Origin of the sequence: Streptomyces yerevanensis (genome assembly GCF_000716805.1) — a bacterium.
In the GTDB taxonomy this organism is placed as follows: domain Bacteria; phylum Actinomycetota; class Actinomycetes; order Streptomycetales; family Streptomycetaceae; genus Streptomyces; species Streptomyces flaveus.
This window is the reverse complement of the sequence record NZ_JNWJ01000002.1, coordinates 145,149-170,409: the sequence shown is the minus strand read 5'-3', so window position 1 is coordinate 170,409 and position 25,261 is coordinate 145,149. Positions and strand designations below refer to the sequence as shown.

Here is a 25,261-nt window from a genome sequence, read left to right as displayed (position 1 = left end):
CGTCGGGGGGTCCGGGGTACGTGCTGCGGCTACTGGCGTCGGGGCGCGTGTTGTGGCCGGTTCTGGCGCGGGTGCTGAGACGGGCCCGAGTCCACGGGCCTTGGCCGACTCCGACTCCGGTTCTGTGGCTGGCCCCGCCGGGCTTGGCGTGGCCGTGGCCCGCCTTCCGCCGGAGGGTGGCGGTCGCCTCCGCGGAACGCGCTGACCGATGCGCTGGAAGAGGCGTCCGCGACCTCGAACCCATTGCGCCATATCTACCACTTTGTGCCAGTGGCGTGGCACGGTCAAACGAGGGCTCTTCGTCGAGGGGAAGGCACGGAGCCCAGGGGCCACAGTGCCGATGAGGGGCGGGCCGGGCCTCGAGGGCTGACGACGAACGACACGCGAAGGGCCCCTTGAATCCGTCCGAGCCCCTGCGGGCCCTTCGCTCTGTCGGACGACAGGATCTCCCGCCCTCCACACCGAGCCCTTTCGCAGCCGTCCGCCATCTTCCCGATCCCACCTTCTTGACGGCGTGCTCAAATACGATCAAAGTGTATGTATGCGCTGTAAACGTACGACGCATGGATGCAACGTCAACCTGGGAAAAGCGTCGTTCCATCTGTGATGGCCGAGGTTCCGGGACACCTGCTCCGCCGCAGCGCCTGGGAGAAAACCAGGAGCCTCTCCGAGCAGCCTCAACCCCAGCTCCTCTCCAGGCCCCGGCCGACGCCGAGACCGCTGCATGACCCACTGAGCCCTCTCACCCATCCGACTATTCGACATGCCTCTGTTCGGCATCTCCCTAATGTCGTGATCACATGCTGACAACAGGCTCTTCACATCCGAAGGCCGCAGAATCCGGCGGCGCGCCTGGACACGCGCTGCACGTGGCGATCGTTCTCGGCACCAAGCCCGAAGCCATCAAGATGGCACCGGTCCTCCGGGCCATGGAGAACTCGCCGCTGTTCTCCCCCGTCCTGATCAGTACCGGCCAGCACCGGGAGATGCTCGAACAAATGCTGCGCAGGCTCCGGCTCACCGTGACCCATGACCTTGCCGTGACGCGGGAGCGCCAGCAACTTTCCGCGCTCACCACCCGCCTGACCAGTGGACTGGGTGAGGTGATTCGCGAAGAGCGGCCCGATCTCGTCATGGTGCAGGGCGATACGAGCAGCACGCTGTGCGGGACCCTCGCGGCCTTCCGCGAACAAATTCCGGTGGCCCATGTAGAAGCAGGCCTGCGCAGCCGCGTCCTGGGCGACCCCTTCTCCGAGGAGCTGAACCGGCGGCTGGTCACCCCGATGACACAGTGGCACTTCGCACCCACGCCACGTGCTGCCGCCGCACTGACCGCCGAGTCCGTTCCGGCCTCGCGGGTCATGGTGACCGGCAGCACGGTCATCGACAATCTCTTGTGGGCTCGCCACCTTGGGGAAGGGCGATCGGCTTTCCGCAGCGACCGGCGAGGCGTGCTGGCGACCCTGCACCGGCGGGAGAACCAGGGGACGACGATGCGGGCGATCGCCGCCGCGCTGATGCGCCTTGCGGAGCGCCGGGACATCGAGGTACTGGTCCCGGTTCACCAGAGCCCCACCGTCCGCGACGCACTCCTTCCTGTCCTGGGGAACCATCCGCGGATCACCCTGACCGAACCGCTGGACTACTTCGACTTCATCTCCACCCTGGCCGCCTGCGAACTCGTACTCACCGACTCCGGCGGAGTCCAGGAAGCGGCGCCCAGCTTCGACAAGCCGATTCTGGTGCTGCGGAACACGACCGAACGCCCGGAAGTGGTCCGGGCGGGTGCCGCCCAGCTTGTCGGTACCGACCCCAGCTCGATACACACGATGGTTACATCGTTGCTGAACGATCCAGAGCTGTACGGACGTATGGCAGACGCGCCAAGCCCCTTCGGGGACGGTCATGCCTCCGACCGGATTCTCGGCCGGCTGGCCCGCGACTTCAGCAGGACTCCGGCTCCGGCTTCTGCCCTGGAGGCCACGGCTGTACGAGCGTCCGCGCTGCCCGGTGGGCCGCCTGGCCGGTGATGCTGATACTGCTCTTGTCCGCGTGTGGCGAAGGTCCCTGACCGGCGATCGAGGTTGGGGGACACCCTTCAGCCGCCGAAGCGGATCCTGTACTGCGCCTTGCCGTTCGGGAATTCGTCAAGCGTCCCGCCGCCCCAGTCGAGGTTGAAGTACGCCTGATACTTCGAGTCCTGGACCAGCTCGGCCATCCGGTCGATGAAGTAGGGCGAGTCGCCTCCCCCCGCATATATGTCGCCCTTCCGGTACAGGCCCCATTCCGGATACGACTTCGGCTTGTTGTGCGCGGCGGCAAATGCCTTGAACGCGTTCACCCCCACGGCGGTGGTGAGAGTGTGGTTCCATCGCTGGGCAGGCGCAGCGCCCGGGTGCTGCCACCACACGTCGTAGATGTTCAAACCCACTATGTCGGCGTAGGTGTCGCCGGGGTACAGCGTCTCGAATGATGTGACCTTGCCCGAAGGGCCGACAGCCATGTTGTAGTCGAACTGGAAAGCCGCCCCGGTACGAGCACGCATCAGGGTGACCACTCGCCGGAACATCGCCCGATAAGCTGCCGGATCGTCAGTTCCTTGCCATGCTCCGATGTTCTTGTTGTTCCCCTCGTACCCGAGGCGAATGACGGAGTTACCCAAGCCGTTCTTGATCATCAGGTCGGCAAGGTCTCGGAACTGACTGTCGTAGTCACCGTCGAGCCCCGCCGTGAAGTTTCCGCTCTTGGGCAGCAGCGGCAGCCCGAGCACAAATTTTCGGTCGGTCCCTGCCTCCTTCCAGTCACCCCAGTACTTGGTTGCGTACTGATTCCACAGGATGTTCTCGGACGGGTCCAGGTAGTCGGTCGCGTCCACCTGCGACCGGCCGAGCCACGTCTGGAAGTTGTTCACCTCAGCGGTTTTCCCCGGGGCGACGTACACACCCAGGCGGGAGGAGGTGATGGCACCCTCTGACGGCACGGTCATGGACGCGAGGATAACTGCCACCATGGGCCAGTATCGTCGCCAGCTTTCATTCTCACCCTTCTTGACCGGCCGATGCAGGGCCAGAAATTCGACACCGAGGTTGCACCTGATCCCCGGCCCCGTGGCCCCGTCATCCTCAGAAGGTCCGGTTACGGAGGCAACGAGAGATTGCTACTACGCGAATTCGTAGAAAAAAGGGGCCTTCTGAGGTTTTCACTTCGAGGTGAGGGTGGTTTCGGCGGTGGGATGAGGTATCCCGATGGGGCGGTCCGACCGCGGTGGGACGGGCCCGGCGGGAGCGAGTGCGGTTCCAGGCCGCCGGGATGTTCGCCGCTGGGTTGAAGCCGCCCCAGGTCGCCCGGGCCCTGCGGATGTCGAGGAAGTCTGCGTACACATAGAGTGCAGCCTGGCGCGAGGGCGGAATGGACGCGTTACGGTCCAAGGGGCCGTCAGGGGTCGCTTCGCAGATGAAGCCGGCTGGCGGGCCCGGCTGGCCCGTGCTCTTGAACAGGGCCCGGCCGCGCACGGCTGAAGTGAGGACCAGCGCTGGACGCCGGCGAGGATCTCTGTGCTCGTCGCCCGGCGCTTCCACGTACGCTTCAGCCAGCCGCAACTGGGTTACGTCCCTTGTGATGGTGTAGGCGATCAATCGTCCGTAGTGTTCGGCGCGTTGGGGAGTGCGCGGGTAGTGCGGTCGGCGTGTTCGGCGGCGTAAATGGCTGTCATGCTGCCTTCGGACAGGTAGCGGCAGGGGAAGGCGATCCATTCGTCGTGCATCTCGCAGCAACACCGCGAAACGGCGGTCGAGTTGGGACAGCATCTCCTCCGTGATCGCCATACCGGGCCAACAAGCTGCTGACCGCGAAGCAACAGGTTGATCCTTGACGGCTTCACTACGCCCGCAACTTGGCTCCGCTCGTTCCGAAGTCTGCGGTCAGCGGGGTGATGACGCTGCTGCGGTCGGTGTTCGAGCAGCCCGACGCGGAGGCCGTCGAGCGGCAGATGGACCAGGTCATCGATACTCTCCACCAGCGGTTCCCCATCGCCGCCGACCACTTGGAGGCTGCCCGGTGCGATCTGCTGGCCTTCACTGCGTTCCTGCCGCAGGCATGGAAGCAGATCTGGTCGAACAACCCCCAGGAGCGGCTCAACAAGGAGATCTGCCGCTGCACCGACGTCGTCGGCATCTTCCCCGACCGCAGGCCATCGCGGTCCTGGCCGAGCAGACCGACGAATGGACCGAACAGCGTCGCTACACCGGCCCGGACATCCTCGCCGAGCGCATCTCCGGCACGTCCACCGAGCTCGGCACGCCCGAGCCCGGGGCCAGCCTCCTGCCCTCGGTCATTGGGCCATGTGAGGGACCGCCTCCGGCGGCCCTCACGTCCTCAGCCGCACACCACATCCCTGGACATGACCCGGACACCCGCGCATTCACGACCCTCGACCGACTGCACCACTCGGCGGGACACCATCATGCACAGCACCCAATGGGGCACCATCCAAACAGGAGCCCACCCCAGATAGTCCGACCTGTCTTGGTGACGAACAGGCCACCGAACGCCAGGGCCGGATCAGCTGCCTCACGGACTTGCCCCCAGCGTTCCTCCGAGCGCGGCTGGCAGCGGATGAACGCCGCCCGCAATGCCGCAACGTTGTCGGCCAACCATAGACGGTGACCTCACTCGCTTCGACGTGCACGTCGGGCGCGGGTGCCACCGCTCATCGACCTGCTCCGCTCCCCCTTTTCTGAACGTGTGCGACATGTTCGGTTGACCATATGCCCGAAATGCTCCATAGTGTATAGATACAGCGTAAACATACGTTCCGAACATGTTCGGTGAAGCGTACACGCGGCCGAACGCAGGCCGGCCCAGTTCCCAGATCACCGCACTCAGCTTTGGAGCACGCCGTCATGACCAACACCGAATCAGAAGCCGCTCTCGCTGCCGAGATCAGTCGGCTCTCCGATGGAAAGGTTGCAGGAATCACGCGGCACGGCCCGGTCCTCGCCCAGCCTGTGGTCATGCGCGAGACCAATCCGAACACCTTCGTCCGGTGGCTCTCTCGCCGGGACACGGCCGTCGTCATAGTCCTGGTCGTCGCATGGGTGGCGAGCTTCGCCTGGTTCTGGCTGTGGTGGCTGGAGCCGGCCCACTGGGCAAGCCGGACAGGGATGATCATCACCAGCTTGCTGCTGCTTTACCTCATGTGCCACTCTGCGTATCTGCTCGTGACGGCCGTTCGGCTGCGCAAAGTCGATCCGTCGATACCGATTCCGCGTGTACCGGTCGCGTACGTCGTCACCCGGGCACCGACGGAACCATGGTCGATGGCACGCGACACGCTAACAGCGATGCTCAACCAGGATTACCCCTTCTCCTATGACGTCTGGCTCTGCGATGAGGATCCGTCAGAAGAGATCTACCAGTGGTGCGGGGAACGGGACATCCGGGTATCCACCCGACGAGGCATCCCGGAGTACAACCGGTCGGAGTGGCCCCGCCGCACTCGATGCAAGGAAGGCAACCTCGCTTACTTTTACGATCGCTGGGGTTACCGCCGCTACACGGTGGTCGTCCAGCTCGACTGCGACCATGCACCAGCCCGGAAGCATCTCGCTGAGATGGTCCGCCCGTTCGCCGATCCCGCGATCGGTTACGTGGCCGCACCGAGCGTGTGCGACTCCAACGCCACCCAATCCTGGTCGGCGCGAGGACGGCTGTATCGAGAAGCCCCTCTGCACGGCGCTTCGCAACTCGGCCACTCCGAGGGTCTGGCTCCTGTCATCATCGGCTCGCACTATGCGGTGCGCACCAGCGCTCTGCGCGAGATCGGCGGGATCGGCCCCGACCTGTCCGAGGACTGTTCGACCACGCTGTTGTTCAACTCCGCCGGCTGGCAGGGCGCATACGCGATCGACGCCGAGGCCCATGGTGAGGGGCCGTTCACATTCGCCGACATGGCCAAGCAGGAATTTCAGTGGTCACGGAGTCTCGCGGGTCTACTGTTCGGCATGCTTCCGCTGCACATAAGGCGGGTGCGAGGGCGCAAGCGCGTCCGGTTCGCGTACATGCTGTCCTACTATCCGCTGCTGGGTCCCACGACCGTCGCGGGTCTGGCCCTACCACCAATCGCTGCGATGACCGGTCAGCCCTGGCTCAAGGTCAACTATCTGGCTTTCCTGGGGCACTTCTGGGCTATGAGTGCCTGCCTGCTGCTCCTGCTGTTTCTACTACGCCGACGTTGCCTGTTGCGACCGCCCAACGCCCCTATCATGAGCTGGGAGTGCTGGTTGTACGGCCTGACCCGCTGGCCCTTCGTCGCGTGGGGCGCCTTCGCGGCATTTATCCAACGGGTGCAGCCCCGACAGGTCTTCTTCAGAGTTACGCCCAAGGCTCGCAGCGGCCTCAACCATCTGCCGATGCGGTTGGTCCTTCCTTTCCTGATCATCACGGCTGTGCTTTCGGTCGCGGCCATCGTCGGAGAGATGACCACCCCTCAGGCGGGATATGTCCTCCTATGCATCATTGGATCCGGCGTGTATGCGGTGGTCTCTCTCACCGTTCCTGTGCTGCACATGCGAGAGATCTCGCAGGCGCACAGCCTTCACTTCGGGGAGACGGTCGCGACGGCACGCGCCCCGTTGGCCGCAGCCGTGGCCACACTGATTCCGCTCGGATTCGCCATCGCCGTCTATCCCACCTATGCGGCCGATGCCTTCGGCTGGTGAGCCCATACTCGGATACGTTTTCGGAGCAGGGAGAGTTAATGAGCACCCCTCCCAGCATCCTTGTGACCGGCGGCGCCGGCTTCATCGGCAGCCACACCTGTGTCGAACTGCTCGACCACGGCTACGCGCTGGTGGTGGTCGACGACTACTCCAACAGCTCGCCCCAGGTCTTCTCCCGCGTGCAGAAGGTCGCCGACCGTTGTCTGAGCGCCGTCTACCGTCTGGATCTGCGCAACAGGAGCGCGCTCTCTGACGTGTTCGACCACCATTCCGTGGACGCGGTGGTGCACTTCGCCGGGAAGAAGGCCGTCGGCGAGTCGATGCGGATGCCCATCGAGTACTACGACACCAACATCGGCGGTACGACTGCCCTGCTGAGCGCGATGGACGAACACGGCGTCCACCGGCTGGTGTTCTCCTCGTCCTGCTCCATCTACGGCGAGACCGGCAAGGTGCCGCTGAGCGAGCACGATCCGGCCCAGCCCACGAACCCATACGCCGCGTCGAAGTGGGCCTGCGAGCAGATACTCGCCGACGTGTGCCGGCTCCGTCCGGAGTTCAGCGTCCTGTCCCTGCGCTATTTCAACCCCGTGGGCGCACACCCCAGCGGCCTGCTCGGCGAGTCACCCCGCGGCGGCGAGGTCAACCTGATGCCTCGTCTGGCCCAGGTCGCCGACGGCGAGCGGAAGAGCGTCACGGTGTACGGCGGCGACTACGCCACTCGGGACGGCACCGGGATCCGTGACTACATCCATGTCATGGATGTCGCCGAGGCGCACCGGGTGGCGCTGGAGCATCTCGACGACGCACCCGGAATGCGGGTGTTCAACCTCGGCGTCGGATCAGGTACTTCGGTCCTGGAACTGCTGGCCGCCTTCGGCGAGACCTGCGGCCGGGAGATCCCGTACACCGTCGAGGACCGCCGCCCGGGCGACGTGAGCGAACTCGTCGCCGATCCCCGCGCGGTCGCACACGAATGGGGCTGGCGCCCGACCCGTGATCTCACCGCGATGTGCCAGGACGCGTGGCGCTTCCGGCAACTCAACCCTTTCGGCTACGCGGACTGACCCGCCCGCGCCCCATCAAGGAGAACGACATGAGGATGACAGTCATCGGCACCGGATACGTCGGGGTGGTCCATGCCGCGTGCATGGCGGACATCGGCCACGAGGTCCTCGGCGTCGACATCGACGAAGAGCGGATCGCGGCCCTGACCGGAGGGAACGCCCCGATCTACGAGCCCGGCCTGAACGAACTCCTCGCCCGTACCGTCGAGTCGGGACGACTGCGTTTCACCACCTCCATCACCGAGGCCGCCCGGTTCGCGCGCCTGCACTTCGTGTGCGTGGGAACCCCGCAGATGCCCGGCGGTGAAGCGGCCGACGTTCACCATGTCGACGCCGTCGTCAGCGACATAACGCCGCATTTGCAGCCCGGCAGCCTGATCGTCGGCAAGTCCACGGTGCCTGTCGGCACGACGGCCCGTCTGGGCGCACGCCTGCAGGCTGTCGCACCGCACAGTGAGATCGCCTGGAACCCGGAATTCCTGCGCGAGGGGTTCGCAGTGGCCGACACCAGGCGTCCCGAACGGATCGTCGTGGGAGTCGGGTCACGACGCGCCGAGGCGGCCCTGCGGGAGATCTACGAGCCCATGCTGATCAGCGGTGTCCCCTTCTTCAGCACGGACCCCGCCACCGCCGAACTCGTCAAGGTGGCGTCGAACGCCTTCCTCGCCACCAAGATCTCGTTCATCAACGCCATGGCCGAGGTGTGCGACGCGGCGGGCGCCGACGTGGTGACACTGGCGGCGGCCGTCGGCGAGGACTCGCGCATCGGACACCGGTTCCTGCAGCCCGGCCTGGGCTTCGGCGGCAGTTGCTTCCCCAAGGACATCCGTGCTTTCGCGGCGCGCGCCGAGGAACTGGGCGTCGGCGAGGCGATCGCCTTCCTCCACCAGGTCGACGAGATCAACACCCGGCAGCGACGCCGCACGGTCGACCTGGCACGGAACCTGGTGGGCGGCTCCTTCACCGGCCGGCGCATCGCGGTGCTGGGCGCAGCCTTCAAACCCGAAAGCGACGACGTGCGGGACTCGCCCGCCCTGGACGTCGCGGCGGCAATCCGGCGCGAGGGCGCCGAGGTCCGGGTGCACGACCCGGAAGCCGTCGACAACGCCCGGCGAAGCTTCCCCGAGTTGCAGTACACCCTCGACGCACCCAAGGCGTGTGAGGACGCGGATCTCGTCCTGCACCTGACGGCATGGCCCGAGTACCGGAAGATCTCTCCGGCCGAGCTCGGCCCCACGGTGCGTGGCCGGAAGATCCTCGACGCGCGGGACACCCTCGACGCCGCCCCCTGGCAGTCGGCGGGCTGGACCGTGAGCGCACTTGGTCGTCCCCCGATGACCGGCTCGTACGCCGCCTGAACACGAGAATTCTGGAGGAATCATGCATGTCGTGGTCACTGGCGGGGGCGGCTTTCTCGGGTCGCACCTGTGCGACGCCCTGCTGCGGAGAGGCGACCGCGTCCTGTGCGTGGACGATTTCTCGACCGGTGAGCCGGAGAACACGGCGCACCTGGGCGGACACCCCGGTTTCACGTTCATCCGCGCCGACGTCTCCGCCGAATTCGACGTCACCGGACCGGTGGACGCCGTGGCGCACCTCGCCAGCCCCGCCTCGCCCCCCGACTACCACCGCCGCCCCCTGGAGACGCTGGCCGTGGGCAGCAGAGGCACGGAGAACGCCTTGCGGCTGGCGGTCCGTCACCAGGCGCGTTTCGTGCTCGCCTCGACCAGTGAGGTGTACGGCGACCCGGTGGTCCACCCCCAGCAGGAGGACTACTGGGGGAATGTCAACCCGGTGGGCCCGCGCAGCGTGTACGACGAGGCCAAACGGTTCGCCGAAGCGCTGTCCATGGCATACCGGCGCAGCCTGGCCGTGAACGTCGGGATACTGCGGATCTTCAACACGTACGGACCGAGGATGCGCCCCCACGACGGCCGGGTGGTCTCCACCTTCATCCGGCAGGCATTGGACGGCGAACCGCTCACCGTCTACGGCGACGGAAGCCAGACACGGAGTTTCTGCTATGTGGACGACTTGGTCCGGGGCATCGTCGCCATGATCGACTCGGATCTCCCCGGGCCCCTCAACCTGGGCAATCCCAGCGAGCGGACGGTGCGGGAACTCGCGGAACTGGTGCGGCAGACGACCGGGTCGGCGTCGGGACTGGAGTTCCGTCCGCTGCCCGTTGACGACCCTGCCCGGCGGCGTCCCGTGATCACGCGGGCGCAGCGTCAGCTCGGCTGGTTCCCCCAGGTGACGATGGAGGAGGGACTGCGGCACACCGTGGGATGGTTCAGGTCCGGGCACAACCACTCTCTGGCAGATCGAACGGCCCAGGAGCCCGTGAGGTGCTGATCGGGATGCGAGACCACCGCGCTCGGGACAGTGTGGTGATCTCCGAGGGCGGCTCCCGAACAGGCGTCCGTCCCCGAGCTGCGCCAGCGTATATTTACGCCGTATTCGTATAGCTACAGCTTGCTCCCATAGAGGCATAGTCAATACGAGTGGGACAGGACGCGGGCCGACCAGCCGGAGGCGAAGCATGGCCAAAGACCAGGCAAAGGCGCGGGAGAAGGACGAGGGTTCCGGAGCCCGCCCCGCGCGCCGCGCCAGCGACCGCGGCCGCTACGGCCGGCTGAATCGGGAACGCGTGCTGGCCAGCGCCCTGGAGCTGGTGGACCGCGAGGGCCTCTCGGCGCTGAGCATGCGCCGACTGGGCACCGAGCTCGGCGTGGAAGCGATGGCCCTTTACCGGTACGCGGCGAGCAAGGACGCACTCCTGGACGGCCTGGTCGAAGCCCTGTACCTCGAACTGGAGGAACGTCTGGCCGCCGGCCCCGGTCCGGGACCTGGCGCGACGGCCGCCGAGGCCCAGGCCCACGCTCCCGCATGGCGCGCCGAACTCCACCGGATCGCGCGGGCGACGTACGAGGTCTGTCTGGCCCATCCCCAGGTGATGCCGCTTCTCTCCACGCGCATGCTCGCGGTCCCGCTGGCGCGGCGGCCGACCGCTGTGCTCCGGGACCACGAAAGGGTCCTCGTGCTGCTGCGGGAGGCGGAACTCGACGACGACCGTGCGGCCGCGGTCTTCCAGGCCTTCACCGCCTGGCTGCTCGGCTACGTGTCCGTGGAGCTGCGGGCGATGGTGGACAACCCGGACGAGCCCGATCCCGCGTTCCGGCTCGGGCTGCACCGGATCTCGGCACAGGAGCTGCCCCGGCTGCGGGAGACCGCCGCCGCGCTCGCCGAGCGTGGCGGGCCGGAGGCCCTGGCGGCCGGACTGGACGCGCTCCTCGACCGTTTCGCGCGGGAGTAGGCCTCAAGGCTCCCCGCGATGCGACACGCTTCACGCTGGAACGGCCCGTCAGCGCCTTGGGCGCAGCATTTCGCTGAACGGCGTGACGGGCCGTTCCAGGCACTCAGCACTCAGCACTCAGCACTCACCGTCCACGACGTTGTCGACCACCTCGTTGTAGAAGGCCGGCCGGTCCCTGATCACCGCGGGCAGTGGGTGTGCGCGGTGCGTTCAGTGCGCCGCGTCCAACCGGGCCCGCTGCTCCGGTGTCAGTTCCAGGTCGACGGCGGCCAGGTTCTCCTCCAGTTGCGCCATCGACGAGGCCCCGACGAGCGGGATGACCGGAAGCTCGCCGCCCAGCAGCCAGGCGAGGACCACCTGGTTGACGGTCGCGCCGGTCTCGCGGGCGACTTCTTGCAGGGCGGTGAACCGGGCGGGGGTGCCCGGATGGTCGTAGTCCGGCTGGAGCCTGTCCGGGCGAACGTAGGCGCCCTTCAGCAGGGGCGAGTAGGCGACCAGGGTCAGGCGGGGCTCGGCCCGCAGGTAGCCGAGCATGTCGGGGCCGACCGCGCCGAGGGTGCCGTCGGGGAACAGTCCGCTGGGCAGGTCGGTCCGGGGGCGCAGGTAGCTGTGCTCGTACTGGAGCACCTCGTAGCCGGGCAGTCCGGCCGCGGCGGCCAGGGTGCGGGCGCGGTCCACGCGCCAGACGGCCTGGTTGCTCACACCGAGCAGGCCGACCGTGCCCTCTCCGACGAGGGCGGCGAAGCCCTCGACGGTCTCCTGGAGGGGAACGGTGGGGTCGTCGATGTGGGCGTACAGCAGGTCCAGCTTCGCCACCCCGAGCCGTTCGCGGCTGCGCTCGGCGGACTCGCGGATCACCTTCGCCGACAGGCCCTCCGGGTTGTCGACGTAGCTGGTGCCGGGAGCGAGCGGGCGGGCGCCGAGCTTGGTGGCGATCACGATCTCGTCGCCGATGCCGCGGCTGCGCCGCCAGCGGCCGAGCAGTTCCTCGCTCTGGCCGCCCTGTCCTCCGTCCTCCCAGAAGGCGTAGTTGTCGGACGTGTCGATGAAGGTGCCGCCGGCCTCGACGTAGCGGTCGAGGAGGGCGAAGGAGGTCTTCTCGTCCGTCCGCGAGCCGAAGAGCATCGCGCCGAGCGCGAACACGCTCACCTCACGGCGGGTGGCCGGGTCGGTGCCTATGGTGCGGTACTTCACGGTGGTTCCTCCCGTTCGGCCGGTGGGTCCGGCTCAAACGGGAGTCTTCAGCTTGAAGCGCACTTCAGGTCAAGGGCTTTCGGGGCCGGTCGGCGAACGGCCCCTCCAGCGCCGCCCACTGCAGCAGCATGATCGTCTTCGCGTCGGCGATCTCCCCGGTCCGGATCATCTCCAGGGCCCTGCGGAAGGGCAGTTCGAGGATCTCGATGTCCTCGCCCTCCTCGTCCAGGCCGCCGCCCTCGTGGGTGTGGGTCGCGGGGCCGTAGGCGGCGGCGTAGAAGCTGACGCGTTCGGTGACCGAGCCAGGGCTCATGTAGACGTCGAAGACGTGCTGGACGTCGCCGATGGTGTGGCCGGTCTCCTCCACGACCTCGCGGCGTACGGCGATCTCGGGGTGCTCGTCATCGTCGTCGAGCAAGCCGCCCGGGGTTTCGGTCAGCATGCCGTCGGGGTGGCCGTTGACGTAGATCGGGAAGCGGAACTGGCGGGTGAGCAGGACGGTTTCGCGTTCGGAGTCGTAGAGGAGCATCGTGGCGCCGTTGCCGCGGTCGTGGGTCTCCCGCTCCTGGGTGGTCCAGGTGCCGTCGGCGTGCTGGAAGTCGAAGGTCGTGGTGCGTTCCACGTACCAGTGGCTGGACAGCAGTTTCACGTCCCGGACCTTGACGCGGGGATTGCCGGTGAGGTCGCGACCGGTCCGGTCGAGTCCGGTGCGGCCGCGGCGGTCCGGGGTGTCGATACCGGCGGTCATCGGGCACCGTGCCTGGGGCGGAGAAGGACATGCGAGTTGGTCATGTCTGCTTTTATCACTCCTCCCGCCGTCGATGTGCGCACGGCCGGTGGACGGGACGGCCGGTGGACGGGACGGCCGTCCAGCCCACCGGCGACTCACCGCGACCGGTCCCCGCCACACCCCCCGTCAGAGGAAGCTGACCCCCTGCGCCAGCGCAAGCTCAGTGGAGTAGTTGATCGTGTTCGTCGCCGACCGCATATACGCCTTCCACGCATCGGACCCGGACTCGCGCCCGCCCCCGGTGTCCTTCTCGCCCCCGAACGCGCCCCCGATCTCCGCTCCAGAGGTCCCGATGTTGACGTTCGCGATGCCGCAGTCGGACCCGGCAGCGGACAGAAAGATCTCGGCCTCCTGCTGGTCACGGGTGAAGATGCTGGACGACAACCCCTGGGGAACGTCGTTGTGGAGCGCGATCGCCTCGTCAAGGGTGTCGTACGTCATGACGTACAGGATCGGGGCGAAGGTCTCCTCCCGTACGACGTCGGTCTGTTCGTCGACGCGGACCAGGACCGGCTCGGTGTATGCGGCCGAGGGCGCGGCCTCGGTCAGGCGCCGGTTGCCGCCGGCCAGGATCTTGCCGCCCTGGGACTGGACGCGGGTGAGGGCGTTCGTCATGGCCTCGAGGGCCGTGGTGGTGATGAGCGGGCCGACCAGGGTCGTTTCGTCGAAGGGGTCACCGATGGGGAGCCTGTGGTAGGCGGCGGTCAGGCGCTCGATGAGGGTGTCGGCTATGTCGCGGTGGACGATGAGGCGGCGCAGGGTCGTGCAGCGCTGGCCGGCGGTGCCTGCCGCGGCGAAGACGATGCCCTGGATGGCGAGGTCCAGGTCGGCGGACGGGGCGACGATCGTGGCGTTGTTGCCGCCGAGTTCCAGCAGGCTGCGGCCGAAGCGGGCGGCTACGCGGGGGCCGACCTCGCGGCCCATACGGGTGGAGCCGGTGGCGCTGACGAGGGCGATGCGGGAGTCGTCGACGAGCTGCTCGCCGACCGAACGGTCACCGAGCAGGAGGCGGTGTACGTCGCGGGGAGCGCCCACATCCTCAGCGGCCTGAGCGAGGAGACGGTCGCAGGCCAGGGAGATCAGCGGGGTCAGCTCGGAGGGTTTCCAGACGACCGTGTCGCCGCAGACCAGGGCGACCGCGGTGTTCCACGACCACACGGCCGCGGGGAAGTTGAACGCGGAGATGACGCCGACCACGCCCAGGGGGTGCCAGGTCTCGGCGAGGCGGTGGCCGGGGCGTTCGGAGGCGATCGTGCGGCCGTACAGCTGGCGGGACAGACCGACCGCGAAGTCGCAGATGTCGATCATTTCCTGGATCTCGCCGAGTGCTTCGGAGCGGATCTTGCCCGCTTCGATGGTGACGAGGTCGGCCAGGTCGTTCTTGTGCTCGCGCAGCAACTCGCCGAGGCGGCGGACGAGTTCACCGCGGCGCGGGGCCGGCGTGGTGCGCCAGGTCAGGAAGGCCGTACGGGTTGCCGCGATCGCCTCTTCGGTGTCGGCTTCGGTGGCGGCCGTCAGGCCGAAGAGGTTCTCGCCGGTGATGGGCGTACGGGCCTGGAAGTCGCTGCCCTCGGGGACGGCGACCCCGATGTGGTCCAGGGCCGTACGGGCGCGGGCGCGCAGGTCGTCCGTGGTGGGCAGGGTGGTGCTGGCCATGATGCTCCTGTCAGAGGGAAGAGGGGTTGAGGCCTAGTTGCTCGCTGACCTGCGCAAGAGAAGCGTTCTGCTGCTGGGCGTAGAGGGCGTACGGGTCCAGTACGTCGCGGCCGATGGCGGCGGAGAGCCAGGCTGCGTCGTAGGCGGTGCCCTCTTGGTCGTTGTCGCGGGTGCCCTCGCCGCTCAGGTTGGACTGGAAGATGCCGGCGGCGGAGCGGGGCAGGAAGTCCTCGTAGACGATGGGTTCTGCGCGCACCCACCCCTGCTGCACCAGTTCACGAATACCGGCGGGCGGCCTACCGCCGTCGCGGGGCCGGTCGTCGGCCGGCCGGTAGGTGAAGTAGGCCAACTCCTTGGCGGCGAGCCCCTCTTCGGTGTCGGGCATGTGGCGCTCCCACAACGCGCGGGCGATGTCGCTGCGGGATTCGCCCGGCTTCTCTGACGCCTGTTCGTCGATCTGGCCGAGGAGTTCGTCGTAGAGGGCGCGGCCCTCGCGGGTGAGGGCGATGCCGCGGGCTTCTACCTCGCCGAAGCGGACGCGGAGGGCGCCGCTGATGACGGTGCCGTCGGGGGTGCGCATTGCGCGGGGTTCGGCGAGTGCGCGGAAGGAGGTTTGGCGCAGCAGGACGTCGGGGCCCTTCCAGGCGGGTGGGCCCTGGATGGTGTCGATCATCTCGATGCCGCGGTCCGTCATACGGCGGTAGAGCTCGTCGATGTCGAGGACGCGTGGGGTGAGGTGGTTGATGTGGGTGCTGCGTACGCCGCCGATGTCCGCGGCGACGGCGGAGATCCGCTCCAGGGTCTCGTACCACGCCCTGTCCACCGGCTCGGGCGACAACTCGAAGGATTGCACGGCGAGTTGGAGGAACCGCTCGGCGTCGTCCTCGGGTAGTTCGCGAGCTGCCGCCGCGCGGTCGGCCAGGGTGAGCAACTCGGGCGGGAACAGTTCACGGCGGGCGAGAAAGGCTTCCAGGCGTGCGCGCAGGTCGGCGTCGAAGAAGCGGGGGTCGGCCGGGGTGAGCATGGAGGTGAACACCCGGAAGGGGTTACGCGCCAGCTCCTCGCCGTCGACCGGCCGGAAGGCGGTGGAGATGACGGGTACGGCGCTGGCGGCGGCCTCGCGCAGATCGTAGAAGCCGACGGGGTGCATGCCCAAAGCGCCGAAGATACGGGCGACTTGCTGCAGTTCCTGCGGCGTTCCGACCCTGATGGCGCCGTGCCGCTCCGCGGTCACCCGACTGATGGATCCCAGGCGTTCGGCGTCGGCCCCCTGCTCGCGCAGGACGTCCTCGTTCACCTCGCGCGAGACGTCCACGAGCGTGGTGTAGGCGGGAACCTCCTGGCCGTACATCTCCGAGAGCCGTGCCGCGAACGCGGCTCGCAACTGCCACTGACTGATCGTTGACATGCTTCAGCCTTTCGATCGCGGGTCATACCACGTGGGCTTCGGGACGGATTTCGGCGCCGTGGCGGAACCGGTCGGCGCTGAGCGGGGAGATGTCGGTGAACGGCTCGCGCTCCAGGTACAGGTCGCGTACGACCTCGCCGACGGCGGGCGCCTGGAGGAAGCCGTGGCCTGAAAACCCGGCTGCGTAAAGGAAGTTGGACAGTTCACCGGAGCGGCCGATCAGTGCGTTGTGGTCGGGTGTGATCTCGTACAGGCCGGCCCAGCCGTCGACGGTCCTCATGTCGGCCAGCGCGGGGGCCCGGTCGCGGGCGACGGTGCGGAACAGCTCGAGCCACTCCGGGGTCCAGGTGGTGTCGAAGCCGTCCTTCTCGTCGGGGTCGGCGAGGCCGAACAGCAGGCCGTCGTCGCTGTTGTGGAAGTAGGCCGAGGAGGAGAAGTCGATGGTGAACGGAATGCGGGGCGCGGGCGGTGTGAGCGGCGCGGTGAACGCCAACTGCCGCCGTACGGGCCGGACCGGGAGGTGGACGCCTGCCATGGCGCCGATCCGTGCCGACCAGGCCCCTGCCGCGCAGATGACGGTGCCGCAGGCGATACGGCCCTGGCTGGTGCGTACGCCGACGACCTGGTCCCCGGCGGTGTCGATGCCGGTGACCGCGGTGTGTGTGGCGATGGTGACGCCGGCGCGGGCCGCGGCCTGCGCGTATCCGTTGACGACCAGGCCGGGGCGGCAGTGGCCGTCGGCGGGCGAGTAGGCGGCGGCCACGAGGCCGTCGGTGCTGATGTAGGGACACAGCTTCTGCGCCTCGTCGGGTCCGATCATGCGGCTCGGCACGCCCAGGCTGTTCTGGATGCCGACGCCGGCCTCAAAGGCGGCGGCCTGCTGTTCGCTGGTGAGGAGGAAGAGGTAGCCGACGGTGTCCAGCTTGATGTCGGCGCCGGGGCGGTGGGGGAATTCCTGGTAGGCGCGCAGGCTTCGGTTGCCCAGTTCGATGTTGAGGGGGTCGGAGAACTGGGCGCGGATGCCGCCGATCGGCTTGCCCGAGCTGCCGCGGCCGAGGTCGTCGCGTTCGACGACGACGATGTTGTGCACGCCGGCCTCGGCGAGGTGGAACGCGATGCTCGCACCCATCACGCCGCCACCGATGATCACCACATCGGCGGAGGTCGGAACGGTGCGGAAGGCGGAGGAGGACAACGGGCCACGCTCCCATCCATGGGCCCGCCCGGCGGACGCGGACGAGTCGGTCCGTCCTGCGGGCGGCGGGGGTTGTCAGTACGGGGTGGGTGCCGAGCAGCTATCTGTTACGAGCCGTTATCTGTGCTGTGCGTCATCGTGCAACACACCAACCGTTGACGTCTATCAATGATTAATGCTTCTAATCTTTTACGATCCCTGAATGGACTGGACGAGTGCACAGCTGCGTTCGCTGGTGGAACTGACCAGGCGCGGCACCATCACCGCGGTCGCAGAGACCCTGGGCTACACCCCCGGCGGGGTCTCGCAGCAGATCGCCGCGCTGGAGAAGTCCACCGGCATGCAGCTGCTGCGGCGGGTGGGTCGCCGGGTCGAACTCACCGACGCCGGGGCGACGTTGGCCCTGCATGCCGAGCGCATCCTCACCACGGAGGCCGAAGCCGTCGAAGCGCTGGAGCGCACCCGCAACGAGGTCTCCGGGACGCTGCGGATCGGGCTCTTCGCGACGGCCGCCGCCGAGATCCTGCCGCCCGCTCTGCAGCAGGTACGCGCGAGGCATCCGGGCGTGACCGTGCGCAGCCGGGACATGGACGTGGACGAGGTGTACGACGCGGTCGCCGGCGGAGCTGTGGATCTTGCGCTGGGGCTGGACTATCCCGACGTACCCATTCCGCGTGATCCGTCCCTGCGGGTGACGGAGCTGTACCGGGAGCGCTTCTCGCTCGCGGTTCCCGCCGGGGCGATGCCGGGGCGGCGGAGGATCTCCCTTGCGGACACCAGGGACCGGGGATGGATCCTGCCGTCGGTCGGCAGCTACTACGGGCGGGCCGTACTCACCGCCTGCCGTCGGGCCGGTTTCGAACCGCAGGTGCTGCACGAGGTGACGGACACGGCCGCCACCCTCGCTCTGGTCGAGGCCGGTGTCGGGGTCAGTGTGGTGACCGATCTGATGCTGCGACTGCGTCCGTCTCGTATCGATGTGCTTGATCTGCAGGAGGTGATGGAGCGTCACATCGTGGTGGTGTTCCGGTCCTTCGCCGAGCACCGGCCGACGGTGGCCGCCCTGGTCGATGTGCTGCGAGCCTCGGCGGGTCAGCTGCCGCCGGGTGCGGTCAAGGGGTGAGCAGCGAAGCGGGAGCCGGCTCCTCACAGGACGTGCACGTACGGCTCCCCCGCCGGTACCGCACCGCGCAGCGAGCGGATCATCGTGCCGAGCAGCGGGTTGCTGTTCTCGCTGCGGTGCAGGGCCATCACCCGGCGGAAGGCCGAGCGCTGCGCGAGCCGTGTCGCCTCGACCGCATCGCTGGACGGGTCGCCGGGCGAGCGGCCCAGCCCCGGCACGATCGCCACTCCGAGACCGGCGGACACCAACTCCCGTACGACGTCGTAGTTGTTGCTGCGAAAGGCGACCGCGGCCTCGAAACCGGCCGCCGCGCACAGCCGGGTGAGCGAGAGCGCACCGGCCGTTCCTTCCCTGCTGGTGATCCAGCGAGCCCGCGACAGCCCGGCGAGGCGTGAACTCAGGCCGCTGCCACGGGCCCTGAGCAGGACGAGGTCCTCGCGTACGAGGTGATGGCGGGCCATTCCGTCCGGCCACTGCCGGGGGCTGAGCCCGTATTCGTACACCAGCGCCACGTCGAGATCGCCGTCGTTGAGCGCGTCGACGAGTTCGTCCGGTTCGCCCTCCTCGAGCTGGATCTGTGCGCGCGGGTGGGTCGCGGTCAGAGCCGACAGCGCCGCCGGTACGAGCCGGACACTGGCAGTGGGGAAACTGCCCAGCCTCAGCCGGCCGGTGGCACCGGTGGCGAGCTCATGCACCTGGTGGTCGAGGTCGTCCATGGCGGCCAGCACCGGGACGCTGAGGTCGACCAGCCGATGCGCGGCTGCGGTGGCCCGGATGCCGTGCGCCTCCCGCTCGAAGAGGACGAGCCCGGTCTCCTTCTCCAGGGCCGAAATCTGCTGCGAGATCGCGGAGGCGGTGTAGCCGAGGTCACGGGCCGCGATGACGAAGGAGCCGGAGCGCACGACGGCCCGCAGGGTGAGCAGATGCTGCGGCTTGAGCAACGGATTCCTCCTGCCTGCCTCCGGGACGCGTCCTGGGCGAGGATAAGCATCACTTGGTCTGCAGAGTCATTACTTTCGCGCTGCTGGGTCTTGTGGGGTGGGCAGGTGTACGCAGATCGTGACGGGGACGCGGTCGAACGTGACCATCTGAGCATGAACCAACCTGAGCATGAGGGAGCTGCGGCAGTGACGGCGACAGTGCAGGGCCCGGGGCGTCTCGACGCGGCGGCCGTGACCGAGGCGCTCGCCGAGGGCGACTGCGGTGAGGTGCAGGGGGATGCCGGACGTCGAGCGCAGTACTCGGCCGACGCCTCCAACTACCGTCGGATTCCGCTGGCCGTGGTCTTCCCCCGCGAGCGTCGGCATGTGCTCAACGCGATCGCTGTGTGCCGTCGCCTGGGCGTGCCGATCACCTCGCGCGGCGGGGGCACCAGTACCTCGGGGCAGGCCGTCGGCTCCGGCGTGGTGCTGGACTTCTCGCGCTACTTCAACCGTCTGCTCGCGCTGGATCCCGTTGCGCGTACGGCGACGGTGCAGCCCGGCATCGTTCTGGACGAGTTGCAACGGGCCGCCGGCGAACACGGCCTGCTCTTCGGCGCGGATCCCTCGACCCACAGCCGCTGCACGCTCGGCGGCATGATCGGCAACAATGCGTGCGGCTCGCACTCCGTCGCCTGGGGGCGCACCGCGGAGAACGTACTGGAACTCGAGGTGGTCACCTACCGCGGGACTGTCCTGCGCCTCGGCGAGATGACGCAGTTGGAGATCGACGAAGCCGTAGCGGCCGGCGACGACCGCGGTCGGCTCATCGCGTCCCTGCACCGGCTGGCCGAGCGCAACCTGGCAACGTTGCGCACCGAGTTGGGCCGGTTCCCCCGGCAGGTCTCGGGTTACGCGCTCGAACACCTGCTGCCGGAGCGGCGGTTCAACCTCGCCCGTGCCCTGGTCGGCAGCGAAGGCACCCTCGCGGTGGTCCTCTCCGCCACCGTCCGTCTCGTAACTCCCCCTCCCGCCCGGGCCCTTGTCGTACTCGGCTATGAGGACGCCTGCGCCGCAGCCGACGCCGTACCCGCCCTCCTCAAGCACCCACTGCTGGCCCTGGAAGGACTCGACCAGGCCCTGACCGACATCGTCACCCGCGCCGAGACCCGTAGGACGATCGACACCCTGCCGCGCGCACAGGCGTGGCTGTTCGCCGAGTTCGGCGGACAGGAAGATGAACTCCCCACACTGGCAAAGGAGTTCACCGCGACAGCTGGCCAGACCGCCGGGTTCACCGGCCACGAGGTCGTCACCGATCCCGTACGCGCCCGGCAACTGTGGCGGATCCGGGAAGACGGAGCCGGTCTGGCCACGCGTACCCCCGACGGGGCAGAAGCCTGGCCCGGCTGGGAGGACGCCGCCGTACCACCCGGCCAACTCGGCTCCTACCTACGGCAGTTCACCGAACTGCTCAGCCGCCACGAACTCCGGGGACCCGTGTACGGGCACTTCGGCGAGGGCTGCCTGCACGTACGCATCGACTTCGACTTCACCACCGAGCACGGCACCGCCGTCTTCCGCGCCTTCCTCACCGAGGCCGCCGAACTCGTCGCCGCCCACGGCGGCTCCCTCTCGGGTGAACACGGCGACGGCCAGGCACGTTCCGAGCTGCTGCCGTTGATGTACGGTCCCGAAGTCATCGCCTTGTTCGAGCAGTTCAAGGGCGTCTGGGATCCCGACAACGGCCTGAACCCCGGAATGATCGTCGAACCGCTGCCTCTTGACTCCAACCTCCGGGTCAGCCCGCACCGCACCCCGCTGCCCCTGACCACCGTCCTCCCCTTCCACGCCGACGACGGCGACTTCACCAAGGCCACCCGCCGCTGCGTGGGTGTCGGAAAGTGCCGCAGCACCACCCCGCGCGGCGATGTCATGTGCCCCAGCTACCGCGTCACCCTCGACGAGAAGGACTCCACCCGGGGCCGGGCCCGCCTGCTGTACGAGATGACCCAGGGCGAGGTCATCACGGACGGCTGGCGGTCCGCCGAGGTGCGCGACGCGCTCGACCTGTGTCTGTCGTGCAAGGGCTGCAGCGTCGACTGCCCGGTGGAGGTCGACATGGCCACGTACAAGTCCGAATTCCTGCACCATCACTACCGACGGCGCCTGCGGCCCGCGTCCCACTACTCCATGGGCTGGCTGCCCCTGCTGTCCCGCCTGGCCGCTCGTATGCCCTGGCTGGTCAACGGGCTCACCGCGTCCCGCCTCGCACCGGTCGTCAAGCGGCTGGGCGGTATCGCCGCCGAACGCGATGTGCCCCGCTTCGCCGAACGGACCTTCCTGACCTGGTTCCGTACGCGCACTCCCGAAGGCGACGGGCACCGCGGCCCGGTCATGCTCTGGGTGGACTCCTTCAACAACCACTTCACACCCGAAGTCCTCAAGGCGGGAGTGGCGGTTCTGGAACACGCCGGATACCGGGTCCAGGTCCCGGACGGCACCCAGTGCTGCGGGCTGACCTGGATCACCACCGGCCAGCTGGGCATGGCCCGCCGTATCGCCCGCCGCACCGCCACCGCGCTCGCACCGGCGACACGCGAAGGCGTGCCGGTGGTGGGCCTGGAGCCGAGCTGCACCGCGGCGCTCAGAACCGATCTGCCCGAACTCCTCGACGGCGATCCCGACGCGCAAGCCCTCGCCCGGTCCACCCTCACTCTCACCCTCGCCGAGCTCCTCCTCCACCACACCGCGGGCTGGCAGCCGCCACGGATCGATGTCGGCTCCATCAACTCCATCAGCCAGACCCATTGTCACCAGCACGCCACCAGCGGCTTCAGTGCAGACAGCGCACTGCTGGAGGCCATGGGCGTCGACAACAGCGTGCTGAACTCCGGCTGTTGTGGACTGGCGGGCAACTTCGGCTTCGAACGCGGTCATTACGACGTGTCCGTGGCGGCCGGTGAGCAGGTCCTGCTCCCGGCGGTACGCGCGGCCGACCCGGACACCGTCGTCCTGGCCGACGGCTTCAGCTGCCGTACGCAGATCGCCCAGCAGACCGAGCGCAGCGGTACTCATCTCGCCCAGCTGATCGCCCGTGCCCTGGGCGATCAGCGTCAGGTCGCTTCTCGCCGGACAAGGAACCCACACTGTGACTGACGCACTCTCCCTCGTCGACGACTGGGGCCCCGAGAAGATCGTCGTCGTCTCCCACCGACGTACCGGAATGAAGGGCGTCCTGGTCATCGACAACACCGCCCGCGGTGTCGGCAAGGGTGGTACGCGGATGAGCCCGAACGTCTCCGTGGAGGAGGTCGCCCGGCTGGCCCGTGTCATGACGTGGAAGTGGGCCGGAGTCGACCTGTTCTACGGAGGCGCCAAGGCCGGCATCGTCGCGGACCCCGCCTCCCCCGACAAGGAGGCGATCCTGCGCGCCTTCGCCCGCGCCCTGGCCAACGAGGTGCCCCGCGAGTACGTCATGGGCCTTGACATGGGCCTGACCGAGGACGACGCGGCCATCATCCAGGACGAACTCGGCGACCGCGGTGCGGCGGTCGGCACCCCGGCCCACCTCGGCGGAGTCGCCTACGACAAGCTTGGCGTCACCGGGTACGGAGTCGCCGAAGCCGCGGACGCCGCCGCTCAGCATCTCCAGCTGCCCCTGAGCGGCGCCCGCGTCGCGCTTCAGGGGTTCGGGGCGGTCGGTCGTGCTGCGGCCGTACGGTTCGCCGAGCTCGGCGCCACCGTCGTCGCCGTGTCGACCGCGCGGGGAGCCCTCCACGACCCCACCGGCCTGGACGTTCCCGCACTGCGGGCGGCCCACGACGCGTATGGCGACGACTTCGTCACCCGCCACTCCCAGGGCGTCGTCATCCAGCCCGGCCAGGAACTCACCGTCGACTGCGACATCCTCGTACCGGCCGCTCTCCAGGACGTCATCGACGAGAAGACCGCCCACCAGATCAAGGCCAGCCTGGTGGTGGAGGGCGCCAACCTCCCCACCTCCGAGCAGGCCCAGGCAGTCCTCGCCGAACGCGAAATCGCCGTCCTGCCCGACTTCATCGCCAACGCCGGGGGCGTCGTGGCCGCCGCCTTCGCCATGGACGCCCGCTACTCCGGCTTCCGGCCCGAGACCCCAACCATCTTCGAGACGATCTCCAAGCGGCTGCGCGCCAACGCCGTCACGGTCCTCGAAGAAGCCGGGCGCCGCGGCACCACGCCGCACATCGCGGGGCGCGGGCTGGCGGAGGAACGCGTGCGCGCCGCTATGCGGAGCAAGGGGCGGCTTCGCCCCTGAGGGGGCCTGACGGCAAGGGGCGGGAGGCGAAGGTCTCATTCATGGCGGCCTCATCCATGGCGTGGATGAGGCGGATACGGGATTCGGATCGCGCGGAGGATAGCGGCGGGGTTCCGTACAGCCCATAGTCGTGCGCACCGCACACCGCTGTCCGGACCAGCACCCGGTGTGTGGCCTTCCCCGGTATTCCGCAGCATGCCGTGCGCCGTCGTCGGCGCCCGTGACGGCATGCCCGCTCCCGTACACAGCCCTGGAGTCGCCATGCCCGGTTCCGTGCCCCCGTCCCCCACCGCGGTGGTTGACACCGCTCCGTCACCCGTCGCCACCTCGGGCCCGGCTCATCTGCTGCGCGTGAGCCTGCTGATGGCGGGCAGCTGTCTGCCGATCCTGGGCGCGGTACTGATCGCCCCGGTGCTGCCGAGGATGCAGGACTACTTCGAGTCGACCCCGGGAGCCAAAGCGCTGGTTCCCCTCGCGCTGACCGTTCCGGCGCTGTCGCTGGCGCTGCTGGCCCCGTTCGCCGGGGTGATCGTGGACCGGCTGGGCCGTAAGCGTCTGCTGATCGTGGCGACCCTCCTGTACGCCGTGTTCGGCACGGCCCCGCTCTATCTGGACTCGCTGGGCGCCATCATCGCGAGCCGTGCCCTGGTCGGTGTCGCCGAGGCCGCGATCATGACCTGCTGCACCACTCTGATCGGCGACTACTACTCCGGCCACCAGCGGGTGAAGTACCTCGCCCTGCAGACCATGTGCGCCTCCGCGTCGGCCACCGTCTTCTTTGTGATCGGCGGCGCCGCGGGCGCCGCGGGCTGGCGAGTGCCCTTCTGGATCTACGCCGTGAGCCTGGTAATTGCCCCGTTGATGGTCTCCGCCCTGCCCAACCCGGCGGCCCGCACGGCAACCGAGGTCACGAACAAGGCGGCGCCCGGTCAGCCCCACCATCCGTTCCCCTGGCGGCAGTTGGCGGGTATCTGTGCCGTCACCTTCTTCGGCGCGATGGTCTTCTACACCGTGCCGGTGGAGATGGCGTACCTGCTCGACGACCTTGGCGTGGAGAGCACCGGTGTGATCGGTCTGGCCACCGCGGTCGCGAGTGCCGCCACCGTGGTCGGCGCGATCACCTTCGCCCGGCTGAAGCGCTCCCCCGACCCGATGCTGCCCGCCGTCTTCGCGGTCTGCGCGGCCGGCTTCGGCGTGATGTTCCTGGCGGGCAACGCCACCCTGCTGGTCCTGGGAGCGGTGATCAACTGTCTGGGTACGGGCATGCTGCTGCCGGCCCTCCTCACCAGTGCCATGTCGCGTCTGGACTTCCAGGATCGCGGCCGCGGCACGGGGCTGTGGACGGCGGCCTTCTTCGGGGGTGAGTTCGTCTGCCCGCTGGTGCTGCTCGCCGTGGAGCCGGCGGTCGGCAGTCTCGCGGGTGCGGTGGGCGTGCTGGGGCTGGCCGCCGCCCTCGTCGCGGCGGGGCTGTGGGCGACCCGCCGCCGCATGGCAGCGGCCACGGACCCGCGACCGCTGCCGGAACAACTGGCCTGAGGGCAGCCAACCCAGGGGCGCGGGGCTGTGACATCTGCGG

17 protein-coding genes and 2 pseudogenes are annotated in these 25,261 nt (G+C 68.4%); 12 read left to right on the top strand and 7 right to left on the bottom strand.

Annotation, left to right across the window (positions count from 1 at the left end):
- Positions 1–869 precede the first annotated feature (869 nt).
- Positions 870–2,030 (top strand): non-hydrolyzing UDP-N-acetylglucosamine 2-epimerase, encoded by a 1,161-nt coding sequence (gene wecB / locus OP79_RS02755; protein ID WP_245685194.1) that lies wholly within the window; start codon positions 870–872, stop codon positions 2,028–2,030.
- 68 nt (positions 2,031–2,098) lie between these two features.
- Here the strand turns inward: wecB and OP79_RS02750 are convergent, their stop codons facing one another.
- A complete protein-coding gene (locus OP79_RS02750; protein WP_157857271.1) occupies positions 2,099–2,986 on the bottom strand; it encodes a glycoside hydrolase family 26 protein in 888 nt (295 codons plus the stop codon).
- Positions 2,987–3,232: 246 nt separating this feature from the next.
- Here OP79_RS02750 and OP79_RS58430 point away from each other — a divergent pair.
- The 7 genes and pseudogenes from OP79_RS58430 to OP79_RS02725 form a co-directional block, all read left to right on the top strand.
- Positions 3,233–3,599, top strand: a pseudogene (locus OP79_RS58430) (helix-turn-helix domain-containing protein); the annotation flags it as partial.
- Between the two features lie 272 nt (positions 3,600–3,871).
- Positions 3,872–4,290 (top strand): annotated as a pseudogene (locus OP79_RS56760) (transposase); the annotation flags it as partial.
- A 611-nt stretch (positions 4,291–4,901) separates the two neighbouring features.
- Positions 4,902–6,719, top strand: a complete 1,818-nt coding sequence (locus OP79_RS02745; protein WP_033318250.1) for a glycosyltransferase family 2 protein — start codon at positions 4,902–4,904, stop codon at positions 6,717–6,719.
- 38 nt (positions 6,720–6,757) lie between these two features.
- Positions 6,758–7,786: a UDP-glucose 4-epimerase GalE gene (gene galE / locus OP79_RS02740; protein ID WP_211270720.1), complete on the top strand. Its 1,029-nt coding sequence runs from the start codon at positions 6,758–6,760 to the stop codon at positions 7,784–7,786.
- A 29-nt stretch (positions 7,787–7,815) separates the two neighbouring features.
- A complete protein-coding gene (locus OP79_RS02735) occupies positions 7,816–9,144 on the top strand; it encodes a UDP-glucose dehydrogenase family protein (RefSeq protein ID WP_106972276.1) in 1,329 nt (442 codons plus the stop codon).
- A gap of 22 nt (positions 9,145–9,166) precedes the next feature.
- Positions 9,167–10,141: a UDP-glucuronic acid decarboxylase family protein gene (locus tag OP79_RS02730; RefSeq protein WP_078491576.1), complete on the top strand. Its 975-nt coding sequence runs from the start codon at positions 9,167–9,169 to the stop codon at positions 10,139–10,141.
- Between the two features lie 187 nt (positions 10,142–10,328).
- The gene (locus OP79_RS02725) at positions 10,329–11,102 is read left to right on the top strand and encodes a TetR/AcrR family transcriptional regulator (RefSeq protein WP_033318248.1); all 774 of its coding nucleotides are present in this window, start codon (positions 10,329–10,331) and stop codon (positions 11,100–11,102) included.
- Between the two features lie 210 nt (positions 11,103–11,312).
- Here OP79_RS02725 and OP79_RS02720 read toward each other — a convergent pair whose 3' ends face one another.
- From OP79_RS02720 to OP79_RS02700, 5 genes are all read right to left on the bottom strand, one after another.
- Complete coding sequence (locus OP79_RS02720; RefSeq protein WP_033318247.1) at positions 11,313–12,296, bottom strand: aldo/keto reductase; 984 nt, start codon at positions 12,294–12,296, stop codon at positions 11,313–11,315.
- 64 nt (positions 12,297–12,360) lie between these two features.
- Positions 12,361–13,044, bottom strand: a complete 684-nt coding sequence (locus OP79_RS02715; RefSeq protein ID WP_033318246.1) for an NUDIX domain-containing protein — start codon at positions 13,042–13,044, stop codon at positions 12,361–12,363.
- A 168-nt stretch (positions 13,045–13,212) separates the two neighbouring features.
- Complete coding sequence (gene amaB, locus OP79_RS02710) at positions 13,213–14,742, bottom strand: L-piperidine-6-carboxylate dehydrogenase (RefSeq protein ID WP_033318245.1); 1,530 nt, start codon at positions 14,740–14,742, stop codon at positions 13,213–13,215.
- A gap of 10 nt (positions 14,743–14,752) precedes the next feature.
- Complete coding sequence (hglS, locus tag OP79_RS02705) at positions 14,753–16,150, bottom strand: 2-oxoadipate dioxygenase/decarboxylase (RefSeq protein ID WP_033318244.1); 1,398 nt, start codon at positions 16,148–16,150, stop codon at positions 14,753–14,755.
- Between the two features lie 22 nt (positions 16,151–16,172).
- Positions 16,173–17,345 (bottom strand): NAD(P)/FAD-dependent oxidoreductase, encoded by a 1,173-nt coding sequence (locus tag OP79_RS02700; protein ID WP_033318243.1) that lies wholly within the window; start codon positions 17,343–17,345, stop codon positions 16,173–16,175.
- Between the two features lie 202 nt (positions 17,346–17,547).
- On the opposite strand from OP79_RS02700, the gene OP79_RS02695 reads away from it, so the two are divergent.
- Positions 17,548–18,468, top strand: coding sequence for a LysR family transcriptional regulator (locus OP79_RS02695; protein ID WP_033318242.1), 921 nt, complete (start codon positions 17,548–17,550; stop codon positions 18,466–18,468).
- 23 nt (positions 18,469–18,491) lie between these two features.
- On the opposite strand, the gene OP79_RS02690 is transcribed toward OP79_RS02695, so the two are convergent.
- A complete protein-coding gene (locus OP79_RS02690) occupies positions 18,492–19,409 on the bottom strand; it encodes a LysR family transcriptional regulator (protein ID WP_033318241.1) in 918 nt (305 codons plus the stop codon).
- Positions 19,410–19,595: 186 nt separating this feature from the next.
- Between OP79_RS02690 and OP79_RS02685 the strand changes: the two genes are divergently transcribed.
- The 3 genes from OP79_RS02685 to OP79_RS02675 all read left to right on the top strand — a co-directional run bounded on the left by OP79_RS02685 (position 19,596) and on the right by OP79_RS02675 (position 25,221).
- Complete coding sequence (locus OP79_RS02685; protein WP_051744358.1) at positions 19,596–22,547, top strand: FAD-binding and (Fe-S)-binding domain-containing protein; 2,952 nt, start codon at positions 19,596–19,598, stop codon at positions 22,545–22,547.
- Complete coding sequence (locus OP79_RS02680; protein ID WP_033318240.1) at positions 22,540–23,685, top strand: Glu/Leu/Phe/Val family dehydrogenase; 1,146 nt, start codon at positions 22,540–22,542, stop codon at positions 23,683–23,685. Before OP79_RS02685 ends, OP79_RS02680 begins: the two co-directional genes overlap by 8 nt.
- A gap of 261 nt (positions 23,686–23,946) precedes the next feature.
- On the top strand, positions 23,947–25,221 hold the full coding sequence (locus OP79_RS02675; RefSeq protein ID WP_033318239.1) for an MFS transporter: 1,275 nt from the start codon (positions 23,947–23,949) through the stop codon (positions 25,219–25,221).
- The last annotated feature ends 40 nt before the right edge of the window (positions 25,222–25,261 follow it).

Bases quoted from the DNA above. Each gene is read 5' to 3' on its own strand.
- OP79_RS02745 (WP_033318250.1), top strand. From the start codon at position 4,902: ATGACCAACACCGAATCAGAAGCCGCTCTCGCTGCCGAGATCAGTCGG.
- amaB (WP_033318245.1), bottom strand. From the start codon at position 14,742: ATGGCCAGCACCACCCTGCCCACCACGGACGACCTGCGCGCCCGCGCC.
- hglS (WP_033318244.1), bottom strand. From the start codon at position 16,150: ATGTCAACGATCAGTCAGTGGCAGTTGCGAGCCGCGTTCGCGGCACGG.
- OP79_RS02750 (WP_157857271.1), bottom strand. From the start codon at position 2,986: ATGACCGTGCCGTCAGAGGGTGCCATCACCTCCTCCCGCCTGGGTGTG.
- OP79_RS02725 (WP_033318248.1), top strand. From the start codon at position 10,329: ATGGCCAAAGACCAGGCAAAGGCGCGGGAGAAGGACGAGGGTTCCGGA.
- OP79_RS02695 (WP_033318242.1), top strand. From the start codon at position 17,548: ATGGACTGGACGAGTGCACAGCTGCGTTCGCTGGTGGAACTGACCAGG.
- OP79_RS02730 (WP_078491576.1), top strand. From the start codon at position 9,167: ATGCATGTCGTGGTCACTGGCGGGGGCGGCTTTCTCGGGTCGCACCTG.
- OP79_RS02735 (WP_106972276.1), top strand. From the start codon at position 7,816: ATGAGGATGACAGTCATCGGCACCGGATACGTCGGGGTGGTCCATGCC.
- OP79_RS02715 (WP_033318246.1), bottom strand. From the start codon at position 13,044: ATGACCGCCGGTATCGACACCCCGGACCGCCGCGGCCGCACCGGACTC.
- galE (WP_211270720.1), top strand. From the start codon at position 6,758: ATGAGCACCCCTCCCAGCATCCTTGTGACCGGCGGCGCCGGCTTCATC.
- OP79_RS02675 (WP_033318239.1), top strand. From the start codon at position 23,947: ATGCCCGGTTCCGTGCCCCCGTCCCCCACCGCGGTGGTTGACACCGCT.